The 21,146-nt window shown below is 34.2% G+C and carries 14 protein-coding genes and 1 pseudogene; 1 reads left to right on the forward strand and 14 read right to left on the reverse strand.

The features are described 5' to 3' along the window. Nucleotides 1–1,307: 1,307 nt before the first annotated feature. The 12 genes and pseudogenes from IGL86_RS08470 to IGL86_RS08525 all read right to left on the reverse strand — a co-directional run bounded on the left by IGL86_RS08470 (nt 1,308) and on the right by IGL86_RS08525 (nt 19,378). A complete protein-coding gene (locus tag IGL86_RS08470; RefSeq protein WP_033625785.1) occupies nt 1,308–2,186 on the reverse strand; it encodes a hypothetical protein in 879 nt (292 codons plus the stop codon). After that, complete coding sequence (locus IGL86_RS08475) at nt 2,183–3,646, reverse strand: O-antigen polysaccharide polymerase Wzy family protein (protein WP_033625784.1); 1,464 nt, start codon at nt 3,644–3,646, stop codon at nt 2,183–2,185. Before IGL86_RS08475 ends, IGL86_RS08470 begins: the two co-directional genes overlap by 4 nt. Nucleotides 3,647–3,914: 268 nt before the next feature. Then, nucleotides 3,915–5,930 (reverse strand): DUF5776 domain-containing protein, encoded by a 2,016-nt coding sequence (locus tag IGL86_RS08480; RefSeq protein WP_430605595.1) that lies wholly within the window; start codon nt 5,928–5,930, stop codon nt 3,915–3,917. A gap of 244 nt (nt 5,931–6,174) precedes the next feature. Continuing rightward, nucleotides 6,175–6,324, reverse strand: a pseudogene (locus IGL86_RS08485) (LicD family protein); the annotation flags it as partial. Between the two features lie 13 nt (nt 6,325–6,337). Further along, nucleotides 6,338–7,096, reverse strand: coding sequence for a glycosyltransferase family 2 protein (locus tag IGL86_RS08490; protein WP_033625630.1), 759 nt, complete (start codon nt 7,094–7,096; stop codon nt 6,338–6,340). A 134-nt stretch (nt 7,097–7,230) separates the two neighbouring features. Further along, complete coding sequence (locus IGL86_RS08495) at nt 7,231–8,628, reverse strand: sugar transferase (protein WP_002356909.1); 1,398 nt, start codon at nt 8,626–8,628, stop codon at nt 7,231–7,233. A 105-nt stretch (nt 8,629–8,733) separates the two neighbouring features. After that, on the reverse strand, nt 8,734–10,035 hold the full coding sequence (locus IGL86_RS08500) for an EpaQ family protein (RefSeq protein WP_002383757.1): 1,302 nt from the start codon (nt 10,033–10,035) through the stop codon (nt 8,734–8,736). 28 nt (nt 10,036–10,063) lie between these two features. Then, the gene (locus IGL86_RS08505; protein ID WP_002383759.1) at nt 10,064–12,067 is read right to left on the reverse strand and encodes a DUF7657 domain-containing protein; all 2,004 of its coding nucleotides are present in this window, start codon (nt 12,065–12,067) and stop codon (nt 10,064–10,066) included. Continuing rightward, nucleotides 12,068–14,209 (reverse strand): glycosyltransferase family 2 protein, encoded by a 2,142-nt coding sequence (locus IGL86_RS08510; RefSeq protein WP_033625631.1) that lies wholly within the window; start codon nt 14,207–14,209, stop codon nt 12,068–12,070. Nucleotides 14,210–14,220: 11 nt separating this feature from the next. After that, nucleotides 14,221–17,364 (reverse strand): glycosyltransferase, encoded by a 3,144-nt coding sequence (locus IGL86_RS08515; RefSeq protein ID WP_033625632.1) that lies wholly within the window; start codon nt 17,362–17,364, stop codon nt 14,221–14,223. After that, entirely contained in the window at nt 17,354–18,571 is a 1,218-nt protein-coding gene (locus tag IGL86_RS08520) for an ABC transporter ATP-binding protein (protein WP_002356901.1), read from the reverse strand. Before IGL86_RS08520 ends, IGL86_RS08515 begins: the two co-directional genes overlap by 11 nt. Nucleotides 18,572–18,583: 12 nt before the next feature. Then, a complete protein-coding gene (locus IGL86_RS08525) occupies nt 18,584–19,378 on the reverse strand; it encodes an ABC transporter permease (protein WP_002356900.1) in 795 nt (264 codons plus the stop codon). A 246-nt stretch (nt 19,379–19,624) separates the two neighbouring features. Between IGL86_RS08525 and IGL86_RS08530 the strand changes: the two genes are divergently transcribed. Further along, on the forward strand, nt 19,625–19,966 hold the full coding sequence (locus IGL86_RS08530) for an EamA family transporter (protein ID WP_002356899.1): 342 nt from the start codon (nt 19,625–19,627) through the stop codon (nt 19,964–19,966). 73 nt (nt 19,967–20,039) lie between these two features. On the opposite strand, the gene IGL86_RS08535 is transcribed toward IGL86_RS08530, so the two are convergent. Next, complete coding sequence (locus tag IGL86_RS08535) at nt 20,040–20,390, reverse strand: DUF2304 domain-containing protein (protein WP_002356898.1); 351 nt, start codon at nt 20,388–20,390, stop codon at nt 20,040–20,042. Continuing rightward, nucleotides 20,390–21,115 carry a glycosyltransferase family 2 protein gene (locus IGL86_RS08540; protein ID WP_033625633.1) on the reverse strand — a complete coding sequence of 242 codons (726 nt, stop codon included), beginning with the start codon at nt 21,113–21,115 and terminating at the stop codon, nt 20,390–20,392. The genes IGL86_RS08535 and IGL86_RS08540 overlap by 1 nt, the downstream gene beginning before the upstream one ends. Between the last annotated feature and the right edge of the window lie 31 nt (nt 21,116–21,146).

The following is a 21,146-nucleotide window of genomic DNA, read 5'->3' on the forward strand; positions in this document are numbered from 1 at the left end:
TAACGTAATTCAAATCTTTTTTATTTAATAAGGCGTCCGTCCATATAACTATAGATAGTTTTCAATTTATATAAAAGTGTTCCTAGTATTAAACTCTATATAATTTTTATAATTAGTGAATCAGAATTCATTAGTTATGTCTGCTTCCGTTTATGAATGTAGACCATCTACTTATCTAAAAGTGTTTCGATAAGAACCTACTTCTATGATTTCTAATGTTGGTATATTTGCTAACATCTTTTTATGGCTTCAAAAAAACTTGGCGTTCCGAAAAATTAAAGTCGCTGTGCCCATTCTAAAAAGGAACTAAGATATCTGATAGTTAACTTATCAAAAAATAAACAAACAAATTTACAAAGTCTACAAAAAAAATTAACTCAATATCCAGCTTTCTGTAAATGTCATAAAAGTTATCCCTGTATCCATCCGTTTATGAATCACATCTGTTTGGTTATTAGTTAAAATCTAGCCACAATATTCAAAACATAGCTAAAAAAAGTGTAAATATCAGAAGTGCTAACACTCATTTATTGCTGAAAAATGCATTTAGAAAAACATTGTTTACTAGTCACTCAGTCAAACAATCTACTAACTCACAATTGAAAAAACACTTAAATCAAATGAACAAACAAGAAATTTATTCAATATCATCGAGAGCCAACAACATTCTTAATTAGATGTTATTTTAGTGATTTTTATCCGTCTGTGCAATAAGTAATCATATTATCGACATTAGCATACACACTTCTATGATTGATTATCTAGTGAGAGTGTGTTCCCTAAAATAAAGTTGTCCTTCACCTTTGATAAATTATACCGCATATCGACTGAACTTTTTGAAATCATCTAATCAATTGAATAAACAACCTGCCAAAACTTTCAAGTTTAATTGGAAAAAGTCAAAGAAAACAACTAAAAACTCAAGAAAATTAGAAATTCTAAATCGCTAGAGAAACTTTTATTTAAAGATTGATTAGCCGAATGAGATTTTGTGACTATACATACTTGTTAAAGCCTCTACTTTATGCTTTAACAAGTATGCTTGTATTCTGTTCCTAAAAGAAATCAACGAAAATTGGATATATTTTCTTATACAAGATATTTCTAACTTAACAAATTCTTATTAGGTTACACTACTAACTGTTACAAAGTGCAAAACAAAGTTCAGATTACATTAATCATTTCAATTCATGTAAATATTCTACAGTGACTCTGATACAACATTGTATTGTTTACGAAAGATTGAACCTTTATTTTGTATACACTAAATGTACTCCAAAAAAATCACCAATAATTTATAAATTTTGTTATGATTTATCTATATCTTTATGACTAAAATCAAATACCTTTTGAGAAAATAAATTTTGAGATGCAAAAGTAATGTTTCTTTTTAAATCGATAGACATGTCTGAATCCAAAACTAATACTACGTTTAATTTTTTTGGTTTTAAAACCCAGACGAAGTCATTTGGATTTTTAAAATCAGATTGTTTAAAAAGCATTTTATCAATTAATTCATATACCGTCGGTTCTGCAAAGACATTATAACTTTCGTTAACAAGAGGATTTTTATAATTACTTTGAACAACATTGTCTTTCCACCAAACATTCAGAGGAAATTGTATTCCGTTATCTTTATATTTTTCTTCATCAAAAATTAAAAATCCAGCTTTAATTGAGGATCCATCAATTCTTTTGTCAAAATCAAATACAATTCCTTCTTTTAATCCTTCTAGCGATCCTTTCTTTATAGCCTCAACACTTTCATAAGGAATGTTTGAGTTATCAAAAGATCTAACAATATCATCAGATGTAATAGTTTCAAATTTTTCAATTTCTTCTTGTAGAATTGCTGTATCAATTTGCGCTGTTGATACAGCAATTCTACTATCATTATTTTCGATACCTAAATAAACTTTATCGTCATTTACCTCATTCATATGATATATAAATGAGAATTCGCCATTTTTTTTATTTACTAACAATTTCTTATTTTCTCTATTTATATTACTATTTAAAAATCCTCCATCAGTAGGAATTAACTTGCCTTTTATTTCAACATTACCATCTTTCGTAGCTTGAAAAATAGAGCTATCCAATTCAATAATCGGATATGGATCATTTTTACACGCAGTCAACATCCCTAATAATGAGCAAAAACCAAGAGTTAGCAATAACTTTTTCATAGCTTACCTCCTGAATAACATTTTCTTAAAATTTTTGATATTAAATATGCCCCTATAAAGCAAATACCCATAGATAAAATAAATCTTGGCTTAATTATAAATTGTATCCAGCCAGTAGCTTCAGATCTTGGCACAAAAAATATATTAGAGATTGAAATTAAAATCAAAGAAGAAAGAAACGCATTATTTCTCTTCATTAAGAAGACTAAATAAACTAATATAATTCCCAATAAAATACTTCCAATAATAACTCCAAGATAATTATAATCTGCAAATAATTCTAATAAATATGAAGATCCATTTCCATTCCCATTTAAATACTCATTTTTTCTATAAACATAAGCCAAATTGTGAGCCATACTATTTGTCATCATACCTTGTTCAGGACTATTGTTAGTAGGGATTGTAGTTCCATTAAAAAATATTTTACCAATAATACTATATTTAAAAAAATCAATAAATCCACCAAATGTGTAGTTTTTTATTTCTACAAATGGAAGTTTAGGTAACATGTTATATCCAAAACCTAGAGTATCAAAAGTTGTTCCTTGCTTATAAAAGAAATCTACTATTAACGATACGAAACCTTTAGTTTCTAAATTGGTCTGCGCTCTAATATAATTATATGCTCCCATTAAAATAATCACAGATGGGGCTGAGACTATTATTAGGACTTTTTCTATTCTACCAATCCATTTTTTTTCATCCTCCAAGTAATCACGAATGATGAAATATATAAGGGCAAACAGAACTTTTAACATAAACGGACCTCTTTGGCCCATTAATAGTAACGGAATTGAACCAATAATAGATAGAGAAAGAGCAATGTAACCATATATTTTTTTAGGCATACATGCTAAAAATATACATAATAAATAAGGATTCATAGAACTAATTAACCGTACAAAAAAAGGTAATTCAGAATTAAATGATGAATAAAAACTTTCATAATTAGTTCCTTTTACAAATTTTAATTTTTCAAGTTCAGTTAATATATTCATAGAAAATGAAAGTAAATAAGCTAAACCACTCACATATACTAAGACTTTTCGGTACCTTAAATTTTTAGGAATCACTAATTTGCTCACATAAAATTTATTAATTAAATAATTAGCGATATTCGCACCTATTACTAGAGAAATTAATGTCATATACATAACATTCATAGTAAATTCTGCTGATTCATTTCCCCAAACCCACCAACCCCATGTTCTAAACATAGTAATAAATGGATTACTCAATAAAAAAACAAAAATTGTAATATTAAAAAAGAAAAAAACTGTACGCTCCCTAAATTTATTAATACTGAAAAGTAAATTGCTCAGCCAAACTAACATTATCGCAACTAATTGCGTATTAAACTGAATATTTATCTTTCCGTAAATAAATATTGGTACTGAAACAATAATACATATTATTTGGCACATTGTCAGTTTATTTAATTTTATTCGATTATCCATAAAAATCTCCTATCTTAAAATCCAATACATAAACACCTAATACTAGGCACTCTCCCAATTTTCTCATAAGTATTAAATAGTTTCAATCAGTTTAATAGAATTATTATTTTTTTACCCAACACAATATCTTCAACTTATGCTAAATCTTAGTTTATACAGATGTGTTTAATAAGCATTAATTAAAAAAGTAACGCAGACCAAAAGCTCACGGTATGGTATACATTACTTCCTTATAAATCTATATTACTCATAAAAATATAGATGTTCTTCAGTTAACTTTATCTACATAAGTTTTATTTGCAGTTATATAGCCTTTCTCCGTTTTCAACCTAGGAAATCCTGTGGAACTATATTCAATTGCCTGTACATTAACAACTGACCCTCTTTTTATCGCACCATCACTAACTTTAAATTCTAAATCTTTATAATAATAATCGTTTACTAAAAGTTTAACGCTATTCGGATTACTTGTATAGTAGCTATCAATATTACTAATTGCTGCTGAAACGATATCTTTTCTTGCCGTTAAATATCCTTGAGGTGTTACCAAACGGGGGTACCCAGTTGATGAATATTCAATTCCTTGCACTTCTACTAGTGTATTCTTTTTCACTGCGGCACCTTTGCTTGTAAAATCGACATTGTTATAAAATGTTTCATCTTTCATTACTACTACTCGACCTGGATTAGCTGTGTAATACTTATCAATATTACTAATTGCTGCTAAAACGATATCTTTTCTCGCTGTCAAATATCCTTGAGGTGTCACTAACCGAGGGTACCCAGTTGATGAATATTCAATTCCTTGTACTTCTACTAGTGTATTCTTTTTCACTGCGGCACCTTTGCTTGTAAAATCGACATTGTTATAAAATGTTTCATCTTTCATTACTACTACTCGACCTGGATTAGCTGTGTAATACTTATCAATATTACTAATTGCTGCTAAAACGATATCTTTTCTCGCTGTCAAATATCCTTGAGGTGTCACTAACCGAGGGTACCCAGTTGATGAATATTCAATTCCTTGTACTTCTACTAGTGTATTCTTTTTCACTGCGGCACCTTTGCTTGTAAAATCGGCGTTGTTATAAAACGTTTCATCTTTCATTACTACTACTCGACCTGGATTAGTTGTGTAATACTTACTTAAGTCAGGTCCGCTACTATTATTACCCATATCTAAAAAATTACTATAGGTCATGGAAATATCAAACGGACGCCCTTCATAATTAGCTAAACCAGGGAAATACATTTGCGAAGACCATTGCCAAGCACCATGGTCATTATTCCACTGCATGGAACTATCTGGAGTATATGGATATTGCGCTACCCATACTCTGTCTCTTCCGAAGGCGGAGGTGTCGATATAGCCATTTGTTAACCACCATTTGCCAACATACAACGCATCATTTTTATACCCTAGTGCCTTTAATTGCTGGTTAAACGCAACAGAATTAGCATGGGCGTTTCGCCCATTGTTTGTAAGCGTTGGATCTTCCGCATCATTAAACATTATGGTATTTTTATCTAAGCCAGAGTTAGCCGCCGCCTGAGCGAAATATCTTGCTTCATCTTGTGCTGTCGCAGCAGAGACATACATACTATAGTGATATGCTGAAACTTTTAAGCCAGCAGCTTTGGCATTTCTAATTTGGCCAGCAGCATATGGATTAACATACCAAGTTCCTTCTGTTAATTTAACCGAGACACCTGTTACACCATAGCTTTTAATTTTTTGATACTCAGCTACTGAAATGTCTCCATTCCAACTAGAAACGTCAATAAAATTCTTGCCAGGCAAATTAGGATCATTCGCATAGACGTTCGCAACTGTTGCTCGCGCTACCCTAGAAGAAATGCCGTTTTTCATAGCATATGTTCCTTTTTTATGGTTCGTTCCTTCACGTGCTGCTTCTTGATAATCCGCTTCATCTTGGTCAATGGTCTTTTTTTCTACTTCAGAACTTTGTGAGGCTTCTGTTTTACTATCTGTTGTGTTTGTTTCTGAAACAGAAGAATGTTCTTCGGTTGTACTATTTGTTGAAGAATCAAGAGACTCTTCTTTTATGCTTGAAGTAGAACTATCTCTTTCAGAGGTATTTTCTTCTGTAACAGAAGATGTATCCTCCGTTGAATTAGTCGGTGTTTCTGACGTAGCTTGAGTGACCAAGCCAGTCTCCCCCGTTGTTTCTGTTTTTACAAGCTCTTCTCCTGATGCAATCAAACTAAAACTATTTAATAATACGGTACAAATTAACATACCTGAAATGATTTTTTTCATGAAACTCTCCTTATATATTTAATAATATGTATCTTTCCTTAAACACTTGCCATTCACTCTCAAAAAATGTGCATCCTATAACCTTCAACTAATTGTTTTCACATTTTAAAACTAACACCAATTATTATCTCATACCTTTATTTCAAATTCAATTACGCTTTTTTAACATTCCTATATCAATTTTTTACTTTTAAATGGTAAAAAGATGAAAACAGATCTTTAATCGATTGTTTTCATCTTTTATTTATTTTTTAAGATATTCTATATACGATTTTTTAGTATCAACAATTAGCGCTTCATGATGAGGTTGACGATCTTCCTCTGGTGGCAATTGCATATAATTCCCAAAAACCTGTGTTAAGTAGCGCTTGTAGCCCACTGGTATTGGCATTTTTCCTCCCTATTCATTATTCATTCTTTGCATATTTAAATGTTGTATAGAATAAAAAACGCATTAAGTAGAATGAACTCTTAATAACTGAAAACTGTTCATTTTGACGCAAAATTTTCCAAACCCAACTGATTGTATTCCATTTGTTAGAAGATGTAGAGGTGGTTAGCTTACGATAAATGGCTAATTTTTCGTTAATAAAATAAACCGTATTTATTTCTTTCAAAATGTTTAACCAAGTAGCATAGTCTTCATGTTTTAAATCCGGCATTAAATGGCGTTTAAGCAGCTTAGATTCGACTACGACCGTTAAGCAGCCGATAGTATTTGTTTTTAAAAGATCTTGATAGGTTTGTGGTCCCCCACTAAAATTACGCTCATGAGTAATGTTGCCATTTTCATTACATACAAAATAAGAACTACATGTAAATAAAAGTTTTTTTTCTTCCATCCACTTGATTTGAACTTCTAATTTATTAGGAAGCCATAAATCATCACTATCTAAAAAGGCAATATATTGTCCCTTTGAAGCTTCAATTCCTTTATTTCTGGTCTTTGCAATGCCCATGTTCTGTTCATTTTTCAGTAAAAAGATTCTTGAATCTTTTTCCATAAAGGCAAGTGCAATATCAATAGAATCATCTTTACTTCCATCATCAATGAGTAATAATTCCCACTTCTGGTAGGTTTGTTCCAGAACGCTTTCAATAGATTTTGATAAAAATTTGCCAGCATTGTACATGGGCATAATAATTGAAACAAGTGCTGTTTCCATTTGTTCACTCCTCGTTGCATTTTATGTAAGAATGTAACAGTTTATATTATCGCATAGCTCTTTTATTATTTCAACGTTCCTTGTTTCCAAAAAAAGTTTGAGACATAAGCTTAAATAACTTATGTCTCAAACTTTTAACGGTAAATTCTAATAGCATTCTCTTTACAATAATCCATCGTCAATTCTTCACGTTCTTCAGACTCATCCAATCCTCTTGATGATACTTTATCAAAGAGAATTTTGATGGTTTGAAGCAGAATTTTCATATCCAACAGTAATGAATAATTCTTGATGTACAGTAAATCAAAGTTCAATTTACTATTGTAGTCAGAAGCATACTTCCCATAAACTTGGGCATAGCCAGTAATCCCCGCACGTACATTGTGACGTAAATAGTAATTCGGGTTTTCCTGATTAAATTGATCAACAAAGAATGGTCGTTCAGGACGTGGTCCGACAATGGACATATCCCCGCGAATAACATTGATTAGTTGTGGCAACTCATCAATACGTAAAGCACGCAAGTATTTACCAACTGTAGTGACGCGACTGTCGTTACTTGTAGATAAGACTGGACCTGATTTTGCTTCCGCTGTTGCCGACATCGTTCTAAATTTTAAAATCGAGAACTCACGTTGATCTAATGTAATCCGAGTTTGTTTGTAAATCACTGGTCCCGGTGAGGTTGCTTTGACTAAAATTGCTGCAATAAGCATTAAGGGGGAGGTAATCACAAATAGGCAAACAGAGACTAAAATATCGAATAAACGTTTAATAAAATTCTCTTCTGGTTGAATTTCAAAATTTGAGACTTCGATAATACTTTCATCTTCAAAGTTCATCATGTTTGGTTTTAACATAATTAGATTTTCAAAACTTGTATCTAAAAAGATTTTTTTCTTGTGTTTGACAATTAATTGATACAATTTTACTTTTTCGTTCTCATCAACATTACTTGAAATATAAACAATATCGATTTCATCGATAATTTTTTTTAAGTTTTCATAGTAATTGCTGACAACAACACTCGTTACTTTATGCTTGTTATTTTTATCAGACATAAAGTTTTGAATTGACCGCATAACTTGATTTTCTTTACCTAGTAAAACAACTTTTCGCTCATTGCTGACCTTTAAGTAAAGATAATAAACAAGAATTCGCCAAAGACTTAGAACAATAATTCCGATTATAAAGGAATATCCTAAAACAGAACGTGGGAACGTAAACCAACGTCCGGCAAATGTCACAATCATAATCGTTAAAGTCATTAAAATTTGACCAATCACCGTGACAAAAATGATGTCACTAATTTTGCGATTATAAAAAATATACGCACCTAACAACAAATTCAAAAAGATAAAAAAGATTGAAATGTAAATTGCAGATTTTTCATAAGCCACAAAGTTAAATGAAGGAATTTCTCGGCCAAATTTCACCATAAACCCTAAGATGATTGATAAATTATAGAGCAAAACGTCTGCTAAAATAATTACAATTCGTCTTGCATTACTCCATTCACTTTTTGATGTCATTAAAAACTTCCTCTCTTCACTTCCAGTAATTACATTATTTGTAATAACATGCAACCCCTATATTACCATAATGTCAGCGGACAAGAAAGTTCTATAGGATGAAAATTATCTGCGATGTCTTTGGACACGACTTAATTCTTCAGGTTGGTCCCAGCCCTCTTCGTCAACAGGTGCTATCGGGCGCTCTTCATTGCTAACAGGACTTGTTTGTTTCACTCGTTTTCTTCTTTTAGGTGTCGTTGGTCTTTCATGTCTTCCTCGTTTTTTCTCTGGCCGGAAGTAGAAGGCTAGCCCAAGGAAACTATAAACTATCGGCATCCAATGAGGCGCTAATAAAATATCTTCCATAAATGAATGAATCCAGATTAAAAGGAAGCCTAAAAGTAAACTAACTTGCAAACGATCCAATGTTTTTTTGCGGAAACCAATCAATAAAATCATACTGACTAAAAAACCAAATAAAATCAGATAGCCAATGACACCAAAATTACTTAACGTAAATAGAAAAGCATTATGTGTCCCCAGCGGTTTCCATGAGGCCACAAAAGGCTCCATACCGACTTTAATATGTTGAGGATCAGATAACCATTTAGCAAAAAACTCATGCCAAATTCGTTCTCTTCCTGTAAATAAATCCACAGTATCCGATTCCGCACATAAGTAAAATAACAATGGTCCCAATGCAGCTACTCCGACAAAACCAAACAGCCAAACTTTCGAACGTTGCAAGAAACGTTTTGGTAAAAGATTATCCACCAGAATAAAACCAACTAAAATGGCAAAAGAGGTTTTGGATTGACTGACCCATGTACCTAAAACACCACCAATGTATACAGGTAAAAGCAGCAGGTTAAAAACCTTATTTCTATATGCTTTGATCAAACTACTGGCCATCATTGTTGAAAACATCAACGTTGCACCAATCGTATTGGTATTAATCCAAATACTTTCGAGTTTATTTGATTCTTTAAAAATTTCGTCTGCTGGAATCAACTGAGGCAACTCCACGGACATCCGATACAAAGTCGCGCTCAAAGCAACTAAAGAGACAATTAATAAAAGCGTTTGATCCAAACGATCAAAGACACAAACTTTAAAACAAAGGACCAACAAAATAATTAAAGGAATCATTGTATCTGTTTGCATTGTGCTATGACGGATTGATTCCGTAAAGTGAAACAAGAGCCAGGTGGCTAGCGCCAACGCTACGGTCAGCCAGTCAATAAATTTTAATTTCGTACAATTTAATAGCAATACAAGTATTACTGCTATTAATAATAAAATTGAACTATTGGCATACATATATTTTGTGACTGGCGCATCAATTCCTACGACCCACATCGTATACGAGCCGATCATTGTAACTAATAAAATAAGTCGACCGATTCTATTCAATACTTTTCCCATATTCAAACCTCATTCCATGAATGAATCACTAGTCGTTTATTCGATAAATATATGCCCCGTTCTGATCAGGTCCATATAATTTTTCAAAATGAATCGTTGGTGTGTCTAACGGTTCTAATGGTTTATAAACGACCGCATATTTAATCCCATATTCTTTTAATTTTTCTGGAGATAAACGAGCAATAATCGCATCTTTTTGCATCAACTCTAAAACAGGAGTCTGATTTCCTACTTCAACATTGATGTGCGCATAGCGATTATAAATAAATGTGTCTTTTCCTTTTGGATCTAATGGTTTCCAAGCCTCTAAGTCAGGTGTAAAAGCGACACCGTTAAATGTATGCACACCTAACATTGGCAAATAGCCATACATCAAGCGTTCGCCCACCCACAATTGGTTGGGGTCTTTTTTGTTAATTTCTTCCACTTCTACCGCTAATTTTTTTCCATAGACAGCAGAAACGCCACGAGAAATTGGATTTACAAAGGCTCCAGAAACCATAATGATTCCTAATAAGACAAGGACAAATAACGTGCGCCAACGTTTAAATAAAGCAACAATTAAAACGGTAGCGACAACCAAGACACCAATGATGTCCATTCGTGTAACATATAACCGTAAATTGCCCGTATATAAAACAAAGAAATACAGAACAACATTTAATCCTAGCGCCCCTAACCAGGCCATCATTGGAATTTTTGCTTGGCGATTCCATAAATAATCGATGAACCATAAACTCAATAACACAGCGGCAAACCCAAAGGATAACATCGCCCGTTGTTCTGGCACATAAGACCACAATGTCAACTTAGCAAAAATTGTTGGAAATTGCACGCTCATCCAAACTAAGTTAAATAAACAATACACGAATAAGACAAAACCGTAAATGTTTTCTTTGATTTTTTTATAAAAAATAAATGGTGAGAGCGGCAAAATAACAAAAAATAATTGATAAAAACTACTGATTTCCGAATTATTGGAATATGGAACATCTTGAAACGGCATTTTCCAATTTGTTAAAAATAACAAAATATCGCGTTTAGGCATATCGCCACCTAAACTTACCCGTTTTCCTGGATAAGCGGTATCCATTACTGCTTTTAAGGAATCCAATGAGCCATATAGCGATCCGCCAACAATAATCGCCGTCATCAAGAGTGCCCCACCTATCAGGACCCCATCCCACTTATCCAACTTAATTTTTTTACGAAATTCTAAAAAGAATAAAATTAAAAATAATAAAATCAAATAACCAAGTGGTACTTGTAACGCAGGATAAATAACTAAAACAAATCCTGAGGCCATAATAACAGCCGTTATCGCACAAATGACACGACGTCGAACACTACTATGATAATAGAAATAATTATAAATTCCCACTAAAAAACCTAAGCCAAAAAATACTAAATCTCCAACTGGCGAGACAAACCACCATTGAAGGGCCGAAGAAAACGGAATCCAAACACTTGCTAACAAAGCTAAATATTTATTCCGCCGTGTGACGATCAAGCCAATTTCAAAAGAAAATAAAATTAAGCCAATTAATTTAAGATTCCAATACCATGATAAGCCATATTCTTTGCCTAATAGTACATAGCCCCACGTAAAAGGTTTCGCTAACGTGGCCAGATTCCACGCTGGTGAATTATAGCCTACCACCATGTCTTGCCCATTTAACGTAATCACATCATTATGTGTTTTCAAACCTGTTTGTGTTTGTGAGAGGCTAAATGGGGTTTGAACGAGCCATTCATCCGAGCGAACACCTCTTGGTTCACCAGCAATTAATGAACTTTTTTGGCCATCCGCATATTCAGAAACATACGCATCCCACATGTTTAATGAACTACCATGGACTTTAAAGGCGACCAGTAAAATAAAAATGACTGCCGCTAGCAGATAGCGCCAGCGTAACAAATGATCAACCAAGCGAGCGCTCTGCTCAGCTTGGTTGCGTAATGGTTGTTTTTCTTTTCTTGTAGTTAGTTGTTGTTCCATCTTTTCGCTCCATTTCGTCATCCGCAATTGCATCTAGTCAATTCGTAATGAAAAGTTGGGAATATCCCTTGTCAGATTAGGATTATAAAATGGATCATTTTCAATTGAAGGTCCCCATTTTTCTTCCATCATCACTTTTTCTTGTTCAAAACGTTTTTTCTTTTTGCCTTTATCATCATATCCACGAGTTTGAGATTCAAAATGATAAAGCTCTGCTTCATGAAGCCAGACGTTGTCACGTCCTAAAGCTTGGACTTTCAGGCATAAATCAACATCATTGAAAGCTACGGTAAACGCTTCTTCAAAACCACCAACTGCATCAAAATCTGCTTTTTTCATAAGTAAGCATGCGGCAGTTACTGCTGAATAATTAACATTAATAGCTAACCGACCAAAATAGCCTAAGTCACCATGGGGATAACCATAATGACCATGTCCAGCGACACCACCTAATCCTAAAATAACGCCTGCGTGTTGGACCGTATTATTTGGATACAATAATTTCGCACCTACACAGCCAATCCGTTCTTGCTGAGCAAATGAAACCATCAAGGTTAACCAATTCTCTGTAATCACTTCGGTATCATTATTTAAAAATAATAAATACTCTCCGTGCGCTTTTTTCGCTGCACGATTGTTAATAGTTGAGAAATTGAATGGAATATCGATTGATTCAACGAAAAAGCGACCAGGTAATTGTTGTTCAAATTCTGCATATAATTCGTGCATTTTTGGATCTGTACTTCCATTATCAGCCATAATAATCTCGTAATTTTGGTAGGTTGTTTTTTCAATAATCGATGAAACACAACGTTGTACGTCTTTATAGCCATTTTTAGTTGGAATAATAATTGAGACTAACTTTTCAGATTCAATGTCATAATAAACATCGTATAAGCCATTCGCCGCCCCGTGCGTTGCATGGCCATTCATTCCTCGACGAACGAGCGCATCTTGCACGGCCCTTAGCCCCGCTTCAAAAGCATAACCTTTTGAGCCCTGATCCACTGCTGTTGAGGTTGGCAGCATCCGCCAATAGTAAAGAACTTTTGGAATATGTTTGATGCGTTCTTTTGTCGTTTTTTCAGTAAATCTTAAAACTAAATCGTAGTCTTGAGAACCTTCGTAACCTTTTCGAAAGCCACCAATTTCTTCTAGAATACTCCGACGATACACGCCTAAATGCGAAATGTAATTCGTTCCTAAAAGTAAATCAGGTGACCAATCTGGTTTAAAGGCTGGATCAGAACGATTTCCATCCATGTCAATCTTATCTTCATCACTATAAATTAAGTCCAGTTCTGGGTTTTCATTCAGCACTTTAACCACTTCATAAAAAGCATTGATTGCTAATTCATCATCATTGTCTAGTAAGGCGACAAATTCTCCGGTAGCAATCGCTAAAGCAGAGTTGGTCGCTTCGGAAATATGACCATTTTGTTCACGAAAGACGACCCGAATTCGCTCATCCAATTGTTGGTACTCTGTTAAAATCTTTTTGACATTGGGATCTGTTGAGGCGTCATCGGCCATACATAATTCCCAATTAGTATAGACTTGATTCAAAATAGAATCAATGCACAACCGAAGCCATTTTTCTTCAACATTATACACTGGCATCGCAATGGAAATTTTAGGTTGATAATGAAATGTTGCGATTTCTTGCGTCATCGCTTCTATGTCTAGTACTTCATTTCTAGCTAACCAGTTAGGATACGAAGCTTGATTTCTTAGTTTCTCAATTTTCGCTCGTTGAATGGTATGAGAAATACCATTTTTAGCCATATACTTAAATCCTTTTTTGGCTTTTATCCAGAGACGAGTCACTTTATCTTCTGTCCCTGGAATCACTGGATATTTTTTATTCAAGGGAAAATCCACCGTTACAACATGTGCTGATGATTGAAAATGAAAAGGGAGTACTTTTTTTTGTTTAATTCCTTCAAGTGTAACAACAAAGCCAGCTTCAATCGCAGGCTCTGTTTGATAAATTTGATTAACATCTTCACGTAAAACGCGCTGAATGTTATAAGCGGACACTTGGTTTTCATTATTAATTGTGAAAGTTGGGCTTTCTTTAGTGATTGTATCCAACGCCCAACCTGTAATGGTTAAATTATTTGTTGTTTTGTCGCGATAGATACTATCAAAGATCACCTTAATGTCTTCATTCATGTGCATTCTCCTTATAGATGTTTCGGATTTCGGTAGGGATCAACTAAAGCTTCCGCGGTCCATTTTTCCGCAAGTTCTTTATAAGATCCTTTTTTATCATGGTTTTGCATTTTTTCGTCTGCTTTCAAAATTGCATAGGACACATATACATTTCGTTTACCAGCGCTAGCAAATTGTAACGATAAATCGACACCCATCCATTCTTTTCCTAAGCTTTCGTTAATTCCTTCTAAATTTAGGTAAAGTTGTTTGTTGAATAGTAAGCAGTCTTCAGTTGCTGCTTGAATATTTCTTGGTAAAGCAATTCTGTAATAGTAACCTAAGCTTTTACCAGGGGTGCCTTTTTCAGGATAAAGTAATCGACCTTTGTCTGTATCAACTGATACTCCCACTGTTTCCACGCGATAGCGTGCGTCAACTACGCGGCCAGTCACTAAACCAGAGGTCTCTTGTTGACCAATGTTCATTAACTCTTTTAACCAATCATTTTTCGTTGGTACCAATCCAGCATTTAATAAAGCCACATATTCTCCCTTAGCAGCTTGAATCATGCCATGACGAGTTTCTGTTGAAACATAACGAAGACGGTCATTTTGGATATTTATTTGATTCTCGAAGCGTGCAGGCAATAGAATTTCATAATTTGTATAGGCAGTTTTTTCTAATAATTGACGTAAGTAACTACTCATATTCTCTGTATCATTCGTAATAATCAATGATACCATCGGCACATGATCATAAAGATAGTTAATTTTATAGGAACCATAAAATTCGGCAATCTCTACTTGTGCTTTTAAGCCACGGCGTTCCGTTGCCGCTTGGACCGCTTTTTGACCAGCTACATAGGCGTAACCTTTGCTTTCAGGGTTTAGAGCAGTCGATGATTCAATGGCACGCCAATGATACATCATACCAGGAATATGCTTGATTTTCGTTGCTTGTTCCGTTGCTCGTAATACGAAATCATAGTCTTGAGCACCGTTATATGCTGAGTTCAATCCGCCTACTTTTTCTAATAAATCACGTTTCACAACAACAAAGTGTGTAATGTAATTATGATTTAAAATCAGTTCTGGATTCCAGTCCGATTTGTAAAACGCGTTGAAGCGACGACCATTTTCTGTAATTTTATCTTCATCAGTATAAAGAAAATCAATCGTTGGATCTGTATTTAAAGCTTTAACCACTTCATATAATGCTTGTGGCGCTAATTCATCATCGTTATCCATGAAACCAATAAAATCGCCAGTAGCAATCGACAAAGCTGAGTTAGTTGCTTCTGAAATATGTCCGTTTTCTTCGCGATAAATAACTTTGATTCGTTGATCTAGTTCTTTATATTTTTCTAGCATGGGCTTAATATGTTCGCTTGGCGATGCATCATCTGCTAAACATAACTCCCAATTTTCATAGTACTGATTTTGTAAAGAAGAGACACATGCTGCAAGCCATTTTTCTTCGACATTATAAACAGGCACAGCGACAGAAATTTTAGGCTGGAATTGGAACGTTTTAATTTCCGCTAAAACTGCCTCCACGTCAACAGGGGCTTCTGCTTTTTCTTGTCGTTTAAAGTACCACTTCACTGAGCCCATCAAACCACGTGTTTGAATCGAACGCCATGCTCGATCAAATTTCGTACCTGGTTGAACCATGTTTGGACGCTCCACCACGTATTGAACCTTCTGACCTGATTTGGTGTCAATGTTTAACGTGTAGGCTGGTAAATCTTCTGGATCTTTAATCGTAATGACAAAACCATAATCTTGATCGCCTTCTAATTCAAACATATCAATAACATCACGACGATATTCTGTTTCCACCGTATAAGTGACTGATTCACTAGCTTCTGCAATGCTGAATCTTAGCGGATAATTTGTTTGTTTGTCATACGCCCACCCTCTGATAACAGAAACGTTATTTTCTACATCGCGAGCAATATCGTCGATGGTTAAATTAATCATTTTTTCAAATTTAGTTAACGTGATTCGTTTATATTTTCCAGTAGGCATAGGGGCAGTCTCCGTCTGTTTATTCATTTCTTCTAAAAATTGATTTCTTTCATCTAACAGTGCATGAATAAAGGTATTTTCACGTTCTGAATAGTTGCCTTCAAAGAAATAATCAATGTCTACTGTCAGGTCTTTGCCTGCCATTTGTGCATCGGTTACTTCGATTACAGGTACTTGCGTATCTAAGAAATAATAGATATTCTCTTGTACCAGAAAAGCATTCGTGGCTGCGACTGGGACTGTCTCGCCGTCTATCGTCATGGATAATTTAATAATTGCCCCCGTTAAACTTGGGAATAATTTTATCAGTTGGACGTCTTCTGGTATCTTCAGTTGGAACTGTTTTGTTTCAGGTTTTTGTAAATCAACCGGTTGATCCAACTCAGTCTCTTTTTCTTCGCCGCAATTAATTAAAATATGAACGTTTTTTTCATTGTATGAATTTACTGGTGTCACTCGCTCTGGCTGTTCTACTGGTTCAGCAGTCAAGGCAAAAAAGTACTGATACACTTCACCAAAGGGACGCGCTTTAAAAGCTGCTTGCACTTCTGCAGGTAACGCTTCATATGTCGTAGGAATTTCGTTGTAGCCAACTTGATTAAATGTAAAATCTTCTTTGGCAATGTATAAACCAACTTCTGCAAAAACTTTTTCAAATCCTTCTTGTAAATAGAATGATTTATGCGTAGCATCCAATAGCCCAGTTTCATTCCACGTTAAACGATTATTAAATAAATCAATTAAGACAGAATTATGTGCCAAATTAGGGAAAGTGATTAAAATTTGACCGCCTGGTTTTAAAAATGGTTTGACTTTTGCTAAGGCGCTTTGAGGATTCATTAAATGTTCCAACACATCCGCAAAAACGATATAATCAAACGTCTTACCAGCAAAGTATTCGACCCAATCATTTTCATCAATATTGCCATAAAAGGCATCTGTTGAAAATTGACTGACATGATCATAAAGTTCTTTGTCTAATTCAACAATTGAGACCTGGCACTTTTTTTCTTCCATCAAATAGCTAGTCATTCGCCCATTACCTGGACCAAATTCCAAGACATCACTATTTTCTTTGATTTGTGCTACGATTTTCCCAACACTGGTACTCTCGTCTGTTTCCATTTCAAAATCATACTTCATCTTTTGTCGTATCCTTCCATTTATGATCTAAGATGACAATTCCTTCTCCGGCATAGCGACCGGTAATAAACATCGTCACGTATTTTGTTTTGTAGACTAATGGGACTGTTGCATGTTCCTCAAAGAAAGCAATATCAAAATAATATTCACCTGTTAATAATGACATTTTTTCATATTCTAAATAAAAAACATTCCGTCCTTTTTTCCAAGGAATTTGCACGCCATCTAATAACGTATTTAAGCCACAGACATAATGATTGTCCACTGTTCGAATAGCGACCCCACAAACAGGCTTCTTAATTTGGTCGTTTTTGACAGTATATTCAATTTTTACAATCACTTTTTCATCTTGCGTTACCATTTCTAAGGGTTCATAATCCGCGTTTAAAAGTTCCGCATGATCCACTTCAATAATATCTGGCGTTGGGGTTTCATCTTTCATGGTTGCTTCGCGGTCAACCGTTTTAATTGATTTCTTTTTCAAAAAGTTTTCGTAGTTGGTAGTTACGTCCATCGTATCTCCATATTCAACGACTTTCCCGTGTTGCAACCAAAAAGTTCTATCACAAAAACGACGGATGGAGTTTACATCGTGAGAAACAAATAAAATTGTTTTACCAGAATTTTTAATTTCTGTAAATTTTTCCATACATTTTAATTGAAACTCTAAATCCCCGACAGCCAACGCTTCATCGACAATTAAAATATCGGGATCCACGTTAATGGCTACCGCAAAAGCCAAGCGGACAAACATACCACTAGAGTATGTCTTAACTGGTTGATACAAATGATCGCCGATGTCAGCAAAATCAATGACATCTTGGACACGCTCTTCCATCTCTTCTCGGGAAAAACCCAAGACCATTCCATTTAAGAAAATATTTTCATATCCTGAATATTCAGGGTTAAAACCTGAACCTAATTCAAGCAACGCTGAAATTTTCCCATTAATCACCATGGACCCGGAGGTTGGCGTTAATACTCCTGTAATAATTTTTAACATGGTTGATTTTCCAGAACCATTTTCGCCGACAAAGCCAATCATCTCGCCTTTTTTAATTTGCATCGTGACATCGTCTAACGCATAAAACAAATCGTGGTAAGATTTTTTGGTTGGACTAAGCGCTTCTTTAAACCGATCGGACGGCTTTTTATACATGTTGTATGTTTTGGTAATATGTTGGATATCGATTGCATATTCTGACATGTCGTTCTCTCCTTATAGTACATCTGAAAAATGTGGTTTTAAGCGTCTAAACACGGTTGAGCCAATTAATAGTAAAACAATAGTAACTCCCCAGAAATATAAGCTATATTGCCAATGTTCCCAGAACCATGCACCGCCTAAATAAGATTCGCGGTATCCTTGAACAATATAATATAATGGATTGATTTTTAAGATTGTCGCAATCATTCCAGTTGGTTGCCATAAAATTGGCAATGTCCACATAACTGTTTGCATAATGATATTGATAAATTGCATAATATCAGGTAAAAATGGTTGTGTTGAAGCAGTAATCCACGTAATTGCTGTTAAAAAGACTAATAAACAAGCTAAGTAGTAAATTAATTGCAAACTGTACAAACTTGGATAATAACCGTTAGCTGTAGTAATTACAAAACCAATTAGAATGAAAAACAAGTGGGTGTACAAGTTCGATAAAATTTTAGACGTTGGTAAAATTTGTACATTAAACACGACTTTTTTAACTAAATAACTATATTCACGAAACACATTCGTGGCTGATAATAACGAATCTGAAAAGAAGAACCAAGGTACCATCCCTGTTACTAAATAGACAATGAATGGCATATTGTCGCCAGCTCTAGAACGAAGGCCTACAGAAAAGACAAACCAATACGTCAAAACAGTTACTAATGGCGTTAAAAACGCCCAGACAATTCCTAGTGCTGAACCAGCATACTTGGCCTTAAAATCATTAAATGAAAATTGTAATAACAATTTTTTGTTCTGAAAAATATTCTTGAAAATTGAAAATGTTTCTTTAAACATATACTTATTCCTTCCGTAATAAACTATTTTTATCTAAAATTTTTGGATACAAAAATGCCATTTTAAACAACATTTCTATTTTATCGATAAACGCCTAGCTTTTCAATAGTAGACCCCTTTTTATAAAGAAAAATTTAACTGATTTCGCTATATTAAAAAATCTTGTCCAATTTTTAGGAGATTATGCTACAATAATGGAGGTCTTGCATTTTTTGCACGGAAACTATTTTTGAGAGAAGGGAAATTATGGTTCTTTTTATTATTTACGTATTTCTGTCTTCTGCTGGTCTGGTCTTATTTAAACTAGGTTCTAGCAGTTTGAACATCCAACTCCAACAAACAATCTTTTCAATGAATATCTCACTTATTTCTTTATTAGGTTTATTTTGTTATTTAATTAGTTTTATTTTATGGATGTTAATTATTAGTCGTTCCGATGTTTCTTACATTGTTCCTTTAGGCGTTGCCTGTACAAACATCGCTATTTTAATTGCTTCAAATCTGATTCTAAAAGAGACGATTACAACGAATGCCCTTATTGGTGCTGTGGTTATTATTGTCGGCATTGTGATTATGAATCTTAAATAAAAAAGATCGCTATTCATTGAGCTGACCCTTAAATATTAGACTTTCAGGTCCAACTTTTAAGGGTCACTACACATTAGCGATCTTTTTTATTTTCTTCAGATTTCATGATAGATAATTCTTGCAATAATGTTTTAATGCGATTTTCGTGTTTTGAAATCAACACAGAATTTTTAATTTCCATGATTAAAAGGACAATCACCGCAGCTGATAATAAGAAGTTTGATGTTGTTTCAAACCCAAAGGCCATTGCTAACCATTCTGCCACATGCGGGAAAATAGCAAAAATAATTAAGACAATTGAGATTAATAACCAAATCAAAGCATTTTTTAGGAGAAAAATATTTTTATTAATTCCTCGAATAATGTATAAGAAAAAGCCAATTGCAAATAAAAATAAAGCTAGCCATAACACGGTTGGTAGCATTAATCTCCCTCCTTCATAAAGGCAGCAATCAGAATTGCTGAGCCGACTTCCAGCATATACTTCACAGAAGCCAATGCACGAATCGAAGAAACACCACCAAGCCGTTCCATCATATTGACAGGTCTTTCAACAATCACAAAGTGTTTTTTTATTAAGTGAACAATCGATTCTGGCTCAGGATAATTTGTCGGATAACGCTTTGCAAAAAAAGCAATCACTTTCCGATTTCCCGCTCGATAACCAGAAGTCACATCATAAATTGTTTTACCAGAAGCCATTCGAATGCAAAAAGATAACAAACGAATACCAAAACGGCGCATTTTCGTACTTTGAAAAGACGCTTCGTTTCCAGGAATGAAACGAGAGCCAATCGAAAAATCACATTTACCCTCTGCTAATGGTTCCAGTAAAATAGGTAAACTATTGATATCATGTTGACCATCACCATCAAACTGAACCGCCACATCATACTCATTTTCTAAGGCATATTTATAGCCGGTCTGTACCGCCCCGCCAATACCTAAATTCAACACTAAATGAATGGCATTAATTTGGTTGGCTTCTAAAATTTGTTTGGTTCCATCTGTCGAGCCATCATTAATTACCACATAATCCAATTCATGTTGAAAATGCGTAACTTCCTGTTTAAATGTTTCAATGGAAGCAATCGTCCGCAAAATGTTTTCTTCCTCATTGTAAGCAGGAATGATTAAAAGTACCTTCATAAAGAGAAACACCTTTCCACTTTTTCTCTAA

Origin of the sequence: Enterococcus sp. DIV0774 (genome assembly GCF_050539095.1) — a bacterium.
GTDB classification, from domain to species: Bacteria; Bacillota; Bacilli; order Lactobacillales; family Enterococcaceae; genus Enterococcus; species Enterococcus faecalis.